This is a genomic window from Oleidesulfovibrio alaskensis DSM 16109 (assembly GCF_000482745.1).
Classification (GTDB): Bacteria; Desulfobacterota; Desulfovibrionia; order Desulfovibrionales; family Desulfovibrionaceae; genus Oleidesulfovibrio; species Oleidesulfovibrio alaskensis.
In genome coordinates this window covers 105,424-118,768 of sequence record NZ_KI519494.1, presented here as the reverse complement: position 1 = coordinate 118,768, position 13,345 = coordinate 105,424, and the positions used below count along the sequence as shown (strand labels likewise).

12 protein-coding genes are annotated in these 13,345 nt (G+C 61.6%); 7 read left to right on the top strand and 5 right to left on the bottom strand.

Annotated elements, in window-relative coordinates; all coding sequences use genetic code 11:
• The first annotated feature begins 9 nt into the window (after nt 1–9).
• From H586_RS0112455 to argC, 4 genes are all read left to right on the top strand, one after another.
• Nucleotides 10–1,200, top strand: a complete 1,191-nt coding sequence (locus H586_RS0112455; protein ID WP_027182197.1) for a class I SAM-dependent rRNA methyltransferase — start codon at nt 10–12, stop codon at nt 1,198–1,200.
• Nucleotides 1,201–1,229: 29 nt separating this feature from the next.
• Nucleotides 1,230–2,405, top strand: a complete 1,176-nt coding sequence (locus H586_RS0112450) for a pyridoxal-phosphate-dependent aminotransferase family protein (RefSeq protein ID WP_027182196.1) — start codon at nt 1,230–1,232, stop codon at nt 2,403–2,405.
• 66 nt (nt 2,406–2,471) lie between these two features.
• Nucleotides 2,472–2,777 carry a DUF1844 domain-containing protein gene (locus H586_RS0112445; protein ID WP_011369154.1) on the top strand — a complete coding sequence of 102 codons (306 nt, stop codon included), beginning with the start codon at nt 2,472–2,474 and terminating at the stop codon, nt 2,775–2,777.
• 185 nt (nt 2,778–2,962) lie between these two features.
• On the top strand, nt 2,963–4,036 hold the full coding sequence (argC, locus tag H586_RS0112435; RefSeq protein ID WP_027182195.1) for an N-acetyl-gamma-glutamyl-phosphate reductase: 1,074 nt from the start codon (nt 2,963–2,965) through the stop codon (nt 4,034–4,036).
• A gap of 307 nt (nt 4,037–4,343) precedes the next feature.
• Here the strand turns inward: argC and H586_RS0112430 are convergent, their stop codons facing one another.
• Nucleotides 4,344–5,582, bottom strand: coding sequence for an HD-GYP domain-containing protein (locus tag H586_RS0112430; RefSeq protein WP_011369156.1), 1,239 nt, complete (start codon nt 5,580–5,582; stop codon nt 4,344–4,346).
• 181 nt (nt 5,583–5,763) lie between these two features.
• Complete coding sequence (locus tag H586_RS0112425; RefSeq protein ID WP_027182194.1) at nt 5,764–7,065, bottom strand: phenylacetate--CoA ligase family protein; 1,302 nt, start codon at nt 7,063–7,065, stop codon at nt 5,764–5,766.
• A gap of 179 nt (nt 7,066–7,244) precedes the next feature.
• Here H586_RS0112425 and purD point away from each other — a divergent pair, with 179 nt between their 5' ends.
• Together purD and purE are read left to right on the top strand one after the other, a co-directional pair.
• Nucleotides 7,245–8,516: a phosphoribosylamine--glycine ligase gene (gene purD, locus H586_RS0112420; protein ID WP_011369158.1), complete on the top strand. Its 1,272-nt coding sequence runs from the start codon at nt 7,245–7,247 to the stop codon at nt 8,514–8,516.
• A 94-nt stretch (nt 8,517–8,610) separates the two neighbouring features.
• Complete coding sequence (purE, locus tag H586_RS0112415) at nt 8,611–9,117, top strand: 5-(carboxyamino)imidazole ribonucleotide mutase (RefSeq protein ID WP_027182193.1); 507 nt, start codon at nt 8,611–8,613, stop codon at nt 9,115–9,117.
• A gap of 79 nt (nt 9,118–9,196) precedes the next feature.
• On the opposite strand, the gene H586_RS0112410 is transcribed toward purE, so the two are convergent.
• From H586_RS0112410 to H586_RS19220, 3 genes are read right to left on the bottom strand one after another with little or no spacing between them, the layout of a single operon-like run.
• A complete protein-coding gene (locus H586_RS0112410) occupies nt 9,197–9,508 on the bottom strand; it encodes a hypothetical protein (RefSeq protein ID WP_011369160.1) in 312 nt (103 codons plus the stop codon).
• A 30-nt stretch (nt 9,509–9,538) separates the two neighbouring features.
• Nucleotides 9,539–10,327 carry an ABC transporter permease gene (locus tag H586_RS0112405; RefSeq protein WP_027182191.1) on the bottom strand — a complete coding sequence of 263 codons (789 nt, stop codon included), beginning with the start codon at nt 10,325–10,327 and terminating at the stop codon, nt 9,539–9,541.
• Entirely contained in the window at nt 10,324–11,097 is a 774-nt protein-coding gene (locus H586_RS19220; protein ID WP_081701849.1) for an ABC transporter ATP-binding protein, read from the bottom strand. The genes H586_RS0112405 and H586_RS19220 overlap by 4 nt, the downstream gene beginning before the upstream one ends.
• Nucleotides 11,098–11,220: 123 nt before the next feature.
• On the opposite strand from H586_RS19220, the gene mutL reads away from it, so the two are divergent.
• Complete coding sequence (mutL, locus tag H586_RS0112395) at nt 11,221–13,299, top strand: DNA mismatch repair endonuclease MutL (RefSeq protein WP_027182190.1); 2,079 nt, start codon at nt 11,221–11,223, stop codon at nt 13,297–13,299.
• Nucleotides 13,300–13,345 lie beyond the last annotated feature (46 nt).

Genomic DNA, 13,345 nt, shown 5'->3' with positions numbered 1-13,345 from the left:
CGACAGATAATGAGACGACTGTACCTGAAGAAGGGCGAGGAGCGCCGCCTGCGCATCGGCCACCAATGGATTTTCAGCAACGAGGTGGACACAGGCAAAAGCCCTCTGCACGACTTCACCCCCGGAGAAAATGTAACCGTTTGCAACTCCGGCGGTTCTCCCGTTGCCTCGGCGTATGTCAACCCGTCATCGGTCATTGCGGCCCGCGTTGTTTCGCAGCAGCCCGACACGCCGTTTGATGCCGGACTGCTGCACAGACGCATAACGGAAGCTCTGGCCATGCGGCAGATGATTTTCGACAGACCATATTACCGCATGGTCTTTGCCGAAGGCGACTGGCTGCCCGGCCTCATCGTGGACCGGTACGGCGATTTTCTGGTGGCGCAGCTGACAACGGCAGGAGCCGAAGCCGCCAAACCGCAGATAACCGCGGTACTAAAAGATGTGGTCAGACCGCGCGGACTCCTGTACCGCAACGACAGTGCCAATCGCGGAATGGAAGGTCTGAAAAGCTATGTGGAACAAGCCTTCGGACACATTCCCGACACGCTGGAAATAGAAGAAAACGGAGTACGTTTTTACGCGCCGCTGATGGAAGGGCAGAAAACAGGCTGGTTTTATGACCAGCGCATCAACCGCAGAGACTTTGCCTCGTTCGCACAGGGCAAAAAGGTGCTGGATGCATTCTGCTATGCAGGCGGGTTCGGTGTGACCGCAGCGGCTGCCGGTGCCGCACAGACCACGTTTCTGGACGCCTCACCGCTTGCGCTGCAGACAGTGGAAGCCAACGCAGCCCTTAACCGCGTCAGCGGCAGTGTAAAGACAGTGGCCGGAGACGCGCTGGAAACACTTGCCAGACTGCGCGATCAGGGCCGCCGCTACGATGTCATCTGTGTTGACCCGCCGGCGTTCATCAAACGTCGCAAGCACCAGAAGCAGGGGCTAAAGGCGTACCAGCGCGTAAACGAGCTGGCCATGGAACTGGCAGAAGACGGCGGCATCCTGATGAGCTGCTCCTGTTCGCAGCATCTTTCCGCCGACGAGCTGCGACGCGTGCTCAACCGCGCCGCCCGCCGGGCAGGCTGCCGCATTCAGACGCTCATTCAGGGACATCAGGGCCCGGACCACCCTGTTCATCCGGCCATGCCGGAAACGAATTATCTGAAAACATTCACCGTGCGGGTCAACCGCACAAGCTGATTCAGTACCTACCTGAACCGGAGAATCTCATGCTGAACAAGCCCAGAATGCTCACCCCCGGCCCCACGCCCATACCCGCCGCAGTGCGGCTGGCCATGGCGCAGGACATGATCCACCACCGCAAACCCGCGTTCAAAGCCGTCATGGCCGAAACCCAGCGGTTGCTCAGACCGCTTTTCGGCACTGCGCAGCCCGTACTGCCGCTGTCATGTTCCGGCACGGGCGCCATGACTGCCGCGGTCACCAACCTGTTTTCCGCCGGTGAAAAGGTGGTGGTGGTGGAAGGCGGCAAATTCGGCCAGCGCTGGACAGAAATTGCCCGCTCGCACGGTCTTGTACCCGTGGTCATCGAGGTGCCCTGGGGCAGTGCGGTAACCGCGCAGGCCGTCAAACAGACGCTGGAACAGCACGGCGATGCGGCGGGTGTGCTGGTGCAGTGCTCGGAAACATCCACCGGTGTCATGCATCCCGTCCGCGAGATAGCCGCCGTCACGCGCTCCGCCGAAACACTGCTGGTGGTGGACGGCATTTCCTCGGTGGGGCTTTCGCCCTGTCCCATGGACGAATGGGGAGTTGACTGTCTGCTCACCGGCTCGCAAAAAGGACTGATGCTGCCCCCCGGTCTGGCGCTCATCGCCCTGTCCGAGCGGGCCTGGGCCCGTACCGCCACGGTGACGCCCTCATGCTTTTACTTCAACCTGCGGGCTGAACGTAAAAATGCCGAAGCCGACCAGACGCTGTTCACAACGCCTGTCAGCCTGATAATCGGACTGCGCGAAAGTCTGCGCATGTACGAAGAAACAGGGCTGGAAGAGGTTTTCCGCAAGCAGTGGGCGCTCACACAGATGGCGCGCACCGGTGTAAGCGCCATGGGGCTTGCTCCCTTTGTGGCCGCGGACTACGGCTGGGGGCTGACCAGCATAGCACTGCCCGGAGGGATCGACGGCACTGCGGTGCTGGCCCATGCCGCGCAGCATTACGGCGTTATCATGGCCGGAGGACAGGACCACCTGAAGGGCCGTATCATACGCATGGGACACATGGGCTGGGTGGACTGGGGCGACATAGCCGCCGGCCTGCACGCACTGGCAGAAAGCTACCGCGCCTGCGGGGGCTACATAGGCTGCCGCGATTATATCGAACAGGCCTTGCAAGCCTACAACGAGGCATTACTCTCCTACGCAGAGAACAACCCGTTCGCCTGAGACGAAAAAACGGCGGTGCGGCAGCGCGTATGACGCTGCCGCAGAAACGGCATCAGGAGTCATCGCATGTCAGAAGCACAGGAAAAAAGCGGCTGCGGCTGCACCGGCAAAACCCCCGAAGGGCAGATGCCCTCCGTGACTTTTTCCACATTCATTCTTTCGCTGGCGTCCTCGGCGCTGGTGCAGCTGGGTGAAGTACCCGACCCCGAAACCGGACAGACCGGCGAAAACCTGCTTATGGCGCGCCACAGCATAGACGTGCTGCAGATGCTGCAGGAAAAAACGCGCAGCTGTCTGGATGCGGACGAGGCACGGCTGCTGGAAGGCCTGCTGTACGAACTGCGCATGAAATATGTTGTGAAATCGCGCTAACCCGGCCCGCATGACACCCGCAGGCCGCACAGGACGCCGGATTTTTTGCCGGTGCGGCGTGACGGCGGCGGCATGCCCGGCGGCAACGCATACTATAAGACCGGCGCGCCCGCACCCGCGGCACGCCGCACGCTACCGGTCCGGCTGCAACACAGGCCGCACCGCCGCATCTTCCGGAGGAAAAAATGACCACTGGCGCCACCAAGGCAGCCCCCGTCCGCGCAGGTCTTGTGGGAGCTACCGGATACACCGGCATGGAGCTTATCCGCCTGCTTCTGGGACACCACAGCATGGAGCTGGTGCGGGTGACATCCCGCGCAGAAGCCGGAAAGCGGCTCGACGACATCTATCCTTTTACACAGGGCACCCGCTACGGCGGGCTTGCCATCACGGAACCGGATGCGGAAGACCTTGCCGCGGCCTGTGACATCGCCTTTCTGGCGGTACCCCACGGCGCCGCCATGGAGATGGCCGCACAGCTGCATTCACGCGGGCTGAAAGTGGTTGACCTTTCCGCCGACTTCCGTCTGCACGACAGCGATGTATATGAGCAGTGGTACAATACCGGCCACACCCGTACGGAAATGCTCGGACAGGCCGTCTACGGGCTGCCCGAACTGTATGCAGAACAGACCCGCAACGCCACGCTGGTGGCCAACCCCGGCTGTTACCCCACCTCTGTCATTCTGGGCCTGTACCCTGCCCTCAAAGAAGGAATGATTCTGCCCAACGGCATTGTCATCGACGCCAAGTCCGGCGCCACAGGGGCAGGGCGCAAGGCATCCGTGCCCTCGCTGTTCTGCGAAGTGCATGACTCCTTCCGTGCATACGGCATCGGCACCCACCGTCACACGCCGGAAATAGAACAGGAGCTTTCAGCCATTGCCGGCGCGCCGCTGACGGTATCCTTCAACCCGCACCTGCTGCCTGTCAACCGCGGCATACTGTCCACCATATACACCACGCTGCAGCACGAAATGAGTGCAGACGACGTGCAGGCCATCTATGAAAACGCCTACGCGGACAAACCATGGGTGCGCGTGCTGCCCAAAGGCAGTCTGCCCGCACTGCGCAATGTTCGCGGCACCATGTACTGCGACATGGCACTGGTGGTCGACCCGCGCACGCACCGCCTGATCATTGTTTCGTGCATTGACAACCTGTGCCGTGGTGCATCGGGGCAGGCTCTGGCCAATGCCAACCTCATGCTGGGCCAGCCGGTGAACACCGGCCTCGATCTGGCCCCGCTGGTTCCCTGACCGCCGGAAAAATAAAACGCCCCGCCGCGGCATCAGCCGCAGCGGGGCGCTTTCACTTCCAAAAAACCAGTTCTGCCCGCCCCCCTGCACGGCGCACCTGCAGCTGGCAGCCGTCATCTTCCGGAACATCCCGCCCCGCACCGGAGCATTACGGTGACTGCCTTCCGCCGCAGGGCCGCTCAGGCTCCGCCGGACACAAAGCACTCCCGCCCGCGCCGTCACGCAGTTTCAGGGTCTGCCATGCTGCGCTGCCGCCACCTGCAGAGCGGTGCAGATTCATTATGCCGGTCCGCCATGCCTGCGGTTTTCAGGATGCCGCCCCGTCCTGCAGAACCCTTGCCGCATCAATGCCCGCATGTGCGGCCTCCAGCGTTTCCGTAACAGAAACAGAGATGACATCCGCCAGCCGGATAAGACGCGGCGGGGCCGGTCTGCCCAGCGGGTCGCGCACCACAATAACTTCCGGACGCAGCGGCACCGCAGGGTCCGTGGCGGATACAACCCCCACCTGCCCCGTATTCAGGCGGACAATCTGGCCCACGGGATAAATACCGATGCACTTGATGAAGTGTTCGACATACCCCGGATAAAACTCTTCACCGGCCATGCTGTACAGAATGGAAAGCGCCTTGTTGGGCAGCATGGCATTCTTGTAGGGACGCTTGCTTGTCAGGGCGTCATACACATCCACCACGGCGATAATCCTGCCTGCCTCGCTTATGGCATCACCTTTCAGACCGGCAGGATACCCCGTACCGTTAAATTTCTCGTGGTGCTGCAGCATGCCCTCCAGCACCATGTCGGGAATCCGGCCTCCGCCGGGCAGTACATCCCTGCCCAGCACAGGGTGCCGCTTCATGACCGAAAACTCTTCCGGCGTGAGTCTGCCCGGGCAGTTGAGTATGAAATCGGGAATAAGCGCCTTGCCCAGATCATGAAAAAGCCCCGCGAGACCAATCTGTCGCAGGGCTACGGTATCAAGGCCGAGGTACTTGCCGAAAGCCACGGCAAGCAGCGAAACATTGAGACTGTGCGTGTAGGTGTACAGGTCATAGGCACGCAGCTTGGCGAACCCGATAAGCGCGCCGGCATTGCGGCTTACAGACTGAATAATGTCTTCGACCAGCGGTTCAGCCGCTTTCAGATCAACAGGTCTGCCTTCGCGCGCGCCCTCCATAAAGCCCCGCACAAAGGTGATGCTTTCCGAATAAATGGCTTTGGCGGCAAGCATCTCCTGCGCCACAGGCACCCGCTGCGCCACTGCGGAAACTGGACTGTCCGCCGTTGCGCTGACAGCGCGCGAAACATGCTCGGCATCGGTCAGCGGTTCCAGTTCTGCCAGATCATCCGGCACAGATCCTTCAAGACAGCGGCGCAGGTCAATGACGGCCTCTTCGTATCCTTCAGACAAAACGCGCCCGACGGCCTCTTCATCGGCCAGCACACCTTCCGTCATATACAGATACGGGTTTTCAAGCCATGAAAGCCCCACATCCACCACATACATACCGGGACGCAGGTCCTGCGCCTTGATTTTTCTGTACACGGTCGACGTCCTCCTTCCGCACAAGCAGGACGCACCGCAGCACACGCTTTTTCAGCGACGCTGCCGGCAGACTCCCGCACGTCCACACCAAGGAAAACACCCCGCCGCAGCACACGCAGCGGCAGAGTCTGCCGTCCGACCCCCATCTCGCGGCAGAAAAATGTCAGTTACGCACTACTTACTATTCCTGTTCGCGCAAGTCCACCACCCGCTTAGATTTGGCAAAGGAACGAGGCAGCTCGCCGTGGGCTGCCAGTTCCACACCGCAGCGGGCCATAAGCTTGCGGTGCAGCTCGTCCGCCACGCTGCGCACCAGCGCAGCTTCACCTTCACTGCCCAGCCCGGGGGCATCCTGCGCACGTTCAACCCGCAGCTGCATGGCGTCCCTGCCGTCGCGGCGGGTCAGCGTCAGCTGATACTCCGCCCCCAGTTCCGCATGCTGCTGCAGCACGTCGGCTATCTGCCCCGGATAAATATTCACCCCGCGGAAAATAATCATGTCGTCGGAACGGCCCAGAATATGGTCATGCCGCGGGCAGTCCAGACCGCAGCTGCATCTGCCGGGCAACATGCGTGTAAGGTCGCGGGTGCGGTAGCGGATAAGAGGCGCCGCCTCTTTGCGCAGCGATGTGACAACCATCTCGCCCACCTCGCCGGGGGCCACCGGTTCCAGCGTCACAGGGTCCAGCACTTCTATGATGAACATGTCTGCCCAGTAGTGGATGCCGTCATGGACGCGGCACTCAAGCCCGGTGCCGGGACCGTACATCTCGGTCATACCGGCAATGTCAAAGCTGTCTTCCAGCCCCAGCCGTTCCTCAAAGGCTTTGCGCATCTTGGGGCTGTGCGCTTCGGCGCCGAATATGACCTTTTTCAGCCGCACCCTGTCCAGCAGCCCGTGGCGCTCCACTTCTTCACTCATCAGCAGAGCCATGGACGCAGTGGAACACAGGCACGTCACGCCCACATCAGTCAGCAGCTGCAGCTGCATTTCCAGATTACCAGGCCCCACAGGCACGGCCATGGCCCCGAAATGTTCGCACCCCAGCTGAAACCCCGCACCGGCCGTCCACAGCCCGTACCCCACGGCTATCTGCACCCTGTCTTCCACAGACAGACCGGCAAGCTCGTAGCAACGGGCCATCATCAGTTTGAAATTTTCCACATCGGTGGCTGTATAGGCCAGAATCTTGCGCTTGCCCGTGGTTCCCGAAGAAGCGTGGATACGCACCACATCTTTTTCCGGCACGCTGAGCAGCGGCAGCGGATAGCCTTCGCGCAGGTCTGCCACGGTGGTAAAAGGCAGCCGGCGCAGATCGTCCAGCGACCGTATGTCGCCGGACTGCACACCGGCAGCAGTCAGAACTCCACGATAAAACGGGCTGTTGCGCAAGGCATGCTCAACGGTCCACTGCAACCCCGAAAGCTGCACAGCTGCAAAAGCATCATCTGAAAGATCAGGCAAAAAGCGGTAACGGGACATGGCTAGACTCCCTGAGCGTCGGAAAAAGGAACATATACCCTGCTTGCCCGCAGGCCGAAAAAACTGTACCTAGTGCCCACGAAAAGCGCCCCTACGGGGCCTGACCGTGCTAACACGAAACACGGCGGGGGAAAACCCCGGCCACACCGCCCCTGCCACAGACATCCGGAGGCCCACCCGTGAAGATCCTGATTGTCGGCTCCGGCGGACGCGAACATGCCCTCGCATGGAAGCTGCGCCAAAGTCCGCTCGTCGACGAGCTGTTCATCGCCCCAGGTAACGGCGGTACCGCCCTTGAAGGCACAAACGTGCCCATCGCCGAAGACGATCTGCCTGCCATCGTGGCCTTTGCCCGCGAACACAGCATAGACCTTGTGGTACCCGGGCCCGAACTCCCCCTTGTTCTCGGCATCAAGGATTCCCTTGCCGCCGCAGGCATCGCCTGCTTCGGCCCCAACGCTTTTTCCGCCCAGCTCGAAGGCAGCAAGGCCTTTGCCAAGCACATCATGCGCGAAGCAGGCGTACCCACTGCCGACTTCGGCGTGTTTGACGATTTTTACGAAGCCCGTGACTATGTGCTGCGTCATGGCGCGCCCATCGTGGTAAAAGCCGACGGGCTGGCCGCGGGCAAAGGTGTTGTGGTGGCCCGCACCACGGAAGAAGCCATCGAAGCCCTTGATGACATCATGGTCAAAAAAATCTACGGCAGCGCCGGAGCCCATGTGGTGGTGGAAGCCGCACTGGCCGGAGAGGAAGCATCGTTTCTCGCGCTGGTGGACGGCGAAACCATAGTGCCCCTGCCTTCGGCGCAGGACCACAAAGCCGTGGGCGAGGGCGACACCGGTCCCAACACCGGCGGCATGGGCGCATACAGCCCCGCACCGGTCCTGCCCGCAGACCGCTGGGACGAGATGACCGAACTGGTCATACGCCCCATCGTACGCACGCTGGCCGCCAAAGATACACCTTTCTGCGGCGTGCTGTACGCCGGACTCATGATGACCGCGGACGGACCTTATGTGCTGGAGTATAATGTCCGCTTCGGCGATCCGGAATGCCAGCCGCTGCTCATGAGGCTGGACGGCGATCTTGCAGCCATCATGATGGCTGCCGCCACAGGCAGACTGGACAGCGTGCCCGTGACATACAATCCCCGGACAGCGCTTGGAGTGGTCATCGCGGCACAGGGGTATCCGGGCAGCTATGATTCGGGCATGGAAATCAGCGGCATAGAAGAAGCAGAAGCAGACGGTGCCAAAGTGTTTCAGGCGGGCACCAGCCTGAAAGACGGCAAAACGGTCTCCCGCGGGGGACGTGTGCTGTGCGTCACCGCGCTGGGCGACACGCTGGCTCAGGCGCAGCAAAAAGCCTATGCCGCCGCAGACCGCGTACGCATGGAAAAAAGCTACTACCGTCGTGATATAGGCAACAAAGGCCTCTCACGGGCGTAATACATCTTCAGCGGGGCACAGCTCCGCAACCGGGACTGCGGGCCGCCTGTGCGGCCCGCTCTGATATCCACCATCAACCTGTATGGAGTAGACAATGCCTCAGGTCGGCATTTTCATCGGAAGCATCTCTGACGAGGAAACCCTGCGCCCCTGCACCGAGGTGCTGGACAAGCTGGGCATCAGCTATCTGTTTACTGTCAGTTCCGCGCACCGTACCCCTGAACGCACGGAATCGCTGGTGGATACGCTGGAAAAAGACGGCTGTCAGGTCTTTATCTGTGCCGCAGGCATGGCCGCCCATCTGGCGGGCGCCGTGGCCGCACGCACTCTGCGCCCTGTCATCGGGGTACCTGTCACCGCCTCAAAACTGGGCGGCATGGATGCGCTGCTGGCAACGGTGCAGATGCCTCCCGGATATCCGGTGGGCACCGTGGCACTGGACAAGGCAGGCGCCAAAAACGCAGGCTGGTTTGCCGCGCAGATAATCGCCCTGAACGACCCGGAACTGGCACAGCGCCTTGCCGCGGCACGCAAGGAGTTCACCGCCGAGGTGATACGCGCCGGAGAAGATCTGGAACGCCGTATGGCACAGGGCAGATAATCCCTGTCCTCAGACCGAAAGCAAGGGCCGTGATCGCATGCGATCACGGCCCTTTTCTGCTTTTCTGCACAGGTTGCCTTTACGCCGTGCCGAAAACATCAGGCAGCGAAGGTTCCCCCTCAGGCGCAAGACGCACCACCTGCAGCTCAAACTCGGTTTCTTCGGGGCTGCACTGGGGGCAGCCGTGCGACATTATCATACAGCGTTCATCAAGATCGCGCACAGAAATGCCCGCATCCTGCAGAATATGGGTTGTTCTTCCCTTTTCCCAGAAAATCGGCCTGCTGCATTTGTGGCATTCCACAAACAGCAGCTCGGGGTCAAAGCCCCCGGCAAACAGCCGTTCCGACAATACGCCGCGCCGGAACAGCGCTTCGATGTCGTGTATCAAAACTGATCCCCTTTTATGTTGTACTGCCGCTCATCTGTAACGAACCAGCAGACGGTGTCCTGTACCGAAGCAGCGCCTGCGCACCAGCCGCAGCACCAGAAAGCTGCTGAGCGCCGTTGCCGCCACTATCATCAGCATGACCACAATCTGGTAGCGCACAGCTTCCGCGGGATCGGCACCAGCCAGAATCTGACCGGTCATCATGCCCGGCAGCGAAACTATGCCCACGCCCATCATGGAATTGATGGAAGGCACCATGCCGGACTTCAGCGCGTCCCGGAAAATATCGCGGCTCGCTTCTTCGTAATCGGCGCCCAGACAAAGGCGCATTTCAACTTCACTGCGTCGCAGGCGCAGTTCCGTGAACAGCCTGTCCAGCGAAATGGCAAGCGCGTTCATGGAATTGCCTGCCACCATTCCCCCTATGGGAATGAAATAGCGGGGGTCCCACCACGGGCTGGCCTGCACAATGACCGCCGTCACAAGCATGGTGACAAGCATGAAACTGAATGACGCGGAAAGAAAGGTCGGCCCGAAATAGGATACGCCTGTCTCCCCCACTCTGTCACGCACGATTCGCGATGCAAACCATGTCATGACCACATATATACATAATACCGCCACAGCGTTCTGCAACCCGAAAAGCAGGCGCAGTATATATCCCATGGCCATAAGCTGCACAAAAGTGCGCACAGTGCCCCATGCAAGGTCGCGCTCAAGACGCAGGCCGTACCATACTGAGACCGCCCCGGAAAGCAATACAAACCCCAGCGCAAAACACAGCTGCCACCACTCGATGGCAATGTATCCGGACGTCATGCCACTCCCTCCCCGCTGTCCGCAGTGCATTTTCCGGCAACACGGTCACGGCTTCCGGCATCCGGCCCCGCGGCACCGGACGCCTGTGTACATCGCGGCACCTCTGCCGACGGCACCTCGCGCACCCTGCCGCCACAGACTTCCACCCTGCGCCTGCCTGCCCCGCGGCATGCTCCTTCGGCATGCGTCACCATCAGCAGAGTCACACCTTCGGCATTCAATGCCGCCAGCCTGCTGTCCACAACGCCACGGCTTTCCGGGTCAAGCGCGCTTGTGGGCTCGTCCAGCAGCAGCATCTGCGGACCGGCAAGCATGGCGCGGATGATGCACAGCCGCTGGCGCTGCCCCACGCTCAACACGGACGCGGAGTCGTCCAGCCCCACGGATGACAGCAGAAACCTGTCCAGCCAGTGCCGTAATGCCGCATCATCAGGACGCCGCAGCGCGGCATTGGCGCGAAAACCGAAAGCGAGCAGCAGATTGTGGCGCACCGTTCCTTCATCGACCACGGGGGTCTGCTGTATGAACCCCACCCTGCGCCGCAGTTCGTGCACATCCAGTTGCGCCAGCGGCTGACCGTCCAATGCTATGCAGCCCGATGAGGGCTCCTCCAGACGTGCGGCAAGACGCAGCAGGGTTGACTTGCCCGCACCGGAAGGTCCGGTAACCAGCACATGGTCACCCGCGTAAATGTCCAGCGCCACATTGCGCAGCCCCGTACCGCCGTGCCAGAAAAAACTCATGTCACAAAATGATAATACCGGCTTCATATTCCCTCACGGTTCTGCTTCTCATACGGGCGCACCGTGTCAGCCGCGTTACGCGCCGCACTTTACCCGCGCGCCCGTTTATGGCTAGATGGGCAGTGCACGAGACTATGAGGACACATATCCATGACGCAAGATAACACTCCGCAGCGCAAACGCATACAGCTGCTGCCCGACGCCCTGCGCAACCAGATAGCCGCGGGCGAAGTGGTGGAACGCCCTTCCAGCGTGGTCAAGGAACTGGTGGAAAACAGTCTGGACGCCGGTGCACGCACGGTGGAAGTGGCCATTGAAGACGGCGGACGCAGCCTGATAACCGTACGCGACGACGGCGACGGCATAGACGCGGCCGAACTGGAACTGGCCGTGACCAGACACGCCACCAGCAAAGTCACCACGTTTGACGAACTGATGCGCATAGCCAGTTACGGCTTCCGCGGAGAGGCACTGCCCAGCATAGCCTCGGTATCAGATTTCCGCATGACCTCAGCGCCTGCTCAGCGCACGGCGGCTGATACCGCACCGGAAGCCAGCTGCATCCATGTGCGGCACGGCAGCATCATTTCGCACGGGCCGGCAGCGCTGTCCAGAGGCACACTGGTGGAAGTGCGCGACCTGTTCATGAACGTTCCGGCACGGCTTAAATTTCTTAAAACCACAGCCACGGAAAGCAAACGCTGTCAGGAACTGTTCTGCAGGCTGGCGCTGGCACGCCCCGACGCGGGGTTTTCACTTTCCAGCGGCGGGCGCGAGGTGTTCCGCTTTCCTGCCGGTCAGACGTGGCGCGAACGCCTTGCGGTGCTGTGGCCGCCCAGCATCACGGAATCAATGGTGGAAGTACCGCCTTTGTGCAGCCGCGCCCACGACGGTACAGTACCCGACGTGCAGGTACGCGGACTGTGCGGCGACCCCCGCCAGTCGCAGCCGCGGGCGGACAAGATGCTGTTTTACGTCAACGGCAGAGCGGTTACCGACAAATTGCTCATGCGTGCCGTGCGCGATGCCTATTCCGGCAGAATGCTGGGGCGCGAGTATCCGCAGGTGCTGCTGTTCATCGAACTGGCCCCCGAAATGGTCGATGTGAACGTGCATCCCGCCAAAAGCGAAGTGCGCTTCCGCGAAGAACGGCATGTCTTCAGTGCCGTGCGCCGCGCGGTTGAAGCCGCCCTGCAGCAGCTGAGCGCCACAGGGACACCGGACAGTCCGGATACCGCAGGCGTTGCAGACATACCCGGACATGCCGCTTCCGGCGCAGCCGGTCTGCGTCTGACACCGGACAGCCCTGCCACCCCAAGGGCAGCCGCCCGTCCGCTGGGATTCTGGGGAGAGGCAGACGCAGCACCCATTGTACCCAGAGCGCCGCGTGACCATGAGGACGACGAGGTGACGCTGCGTCATATGCCGCAGCCGTCCTCTGCCGACGGCAGAACAGACCGCACGGAGCATACGGACAGTGCGGAAGCACCGGACGCGCACCTGCCTCACCGTGACGACGGGGTGCGCATTGACTTCATGGCAGGCGGCCCTTCGCGGGCGGCAGGACACACGGACGCCGCAGTTGCGGAACAGCCGGAAGCGGAATACGGCCATGCAGCCCCGCACAGCACCCCGCAGCCGGCCGGTGCCCCCGCGGACCCCGCACACGGGGGTGTCACCGTGGGCGAATACACCTATCTCGGCCAGATTGCGGACACGTATCTGGTTGTCAGGCGCAAAGGCAGCACCCTGCTGCTGCTCGACCAGCATGCCGTGCATGAGCGCGTGCTGTACGAACGCATCCGCCGCGATGCCACGCAGGGGCAGACGCAGCTGCTGGCCTTTCCTGCGGAAATGCCCCTGCATAACGCAGAAGCGGAACGTCTTGCCTCGGTGTGGGAAAAGCTGGCAGCCATGGGGTTTGCGCTGGAAACGCACGGGCCTTCGCTGCGCATCCGGGGCATACCGTCCACCCTGGACCAGCGCGGGGCCACGGAATTTCTGCGTGAAGTGCTGGCAGACAGAAAGGGCAGACTGCCCGATATGTGGGTGATGATGTCGTGCCGCTCCGCCATCAAGGCGGGGCAGCGGCTTACTCCTGACGAGGCTGCGGGCCTTATTGCCCAATGGCTTGAAGTGCCCGATAGAGAATTCTGCCCCCACGGGCGGCCCGCGGTGCTGCGCTTCACCCCCGCCGATCTGGAAAAAATGTTCAAACGCACAGGGTGAGCCGGAGACGGCGCACCGGCAGACCGGAACATTCCGGCCTTTTTTT

What these genes read in the sequence shown, in the direction of transcription:
- purE (WP_027182193.1), top strand. Translation starts at nt 8,611, where the DNA reads ATGCCTCAGGTCGGCATTTTCATCGGAAGCATCTCTGACGAGGAAACC.
- argC (WP_027182195.1), top strand. Translation starts at nt 2,963, where the DNA reads ATGACCACTGGCGCCACCAAGGCAGCCCCCGTCCGCGCAGGTCTTGTG.
- mutL (WP_027182190.1), top strand. Translation starts at nt 11,221, where the DNA reads ATGACGCAAGATAACACTCCGCAGCGCAAACGCATACAGCTGCTGCCC.
- H586_RS0112405 (WP_027182191.1), bottom strand. Translation starts at nt 10,327, where the DNA reads ATGACGTCCGGATACATTGCCATCGAGTGGTGGCAGCTGTGTTTTGCG.
- H586_RS0112445 (WP_011369154.1), top strand. Translation starts at nt 2,472, where the DNA reads ATGTCAGAAGCACAGGAAAAAAGCGGCTGCGGCTGCACCGGCAAAACC.
- H586_RS0112450 (WP_027182196.1), top strand. Translation starts at nt 1,230, where the DNA reads ATGCTGAACAAGCCCAGAATGCTCACCCCCGGCCCCACGCCCATACCC.
- H586_RS0112425 (WP_027182194.1), bottom strand. Translation starts at nt 7,065, where the DNA reads ATGTCCCGTTACCGCTTTTTGCCTGATCTTTCAGATGATGCTTTTGCA.
- H586_RS0112455 (WP_027182197.1), top strand. Translation starts at nt 10, where the DNA reads ATGAGACGACTGTACCTGAAGAAGGGCGAGGAGCGCCGCCTGCGCATC.
- H586_RS19220 (WP_081701849.1), bottom strand. Translation starts at nt 11,097, where the DNA reads ATGAAGCCGGTATTATCATTTTGTGACATGAGTTTTTTCTGGCACGGC.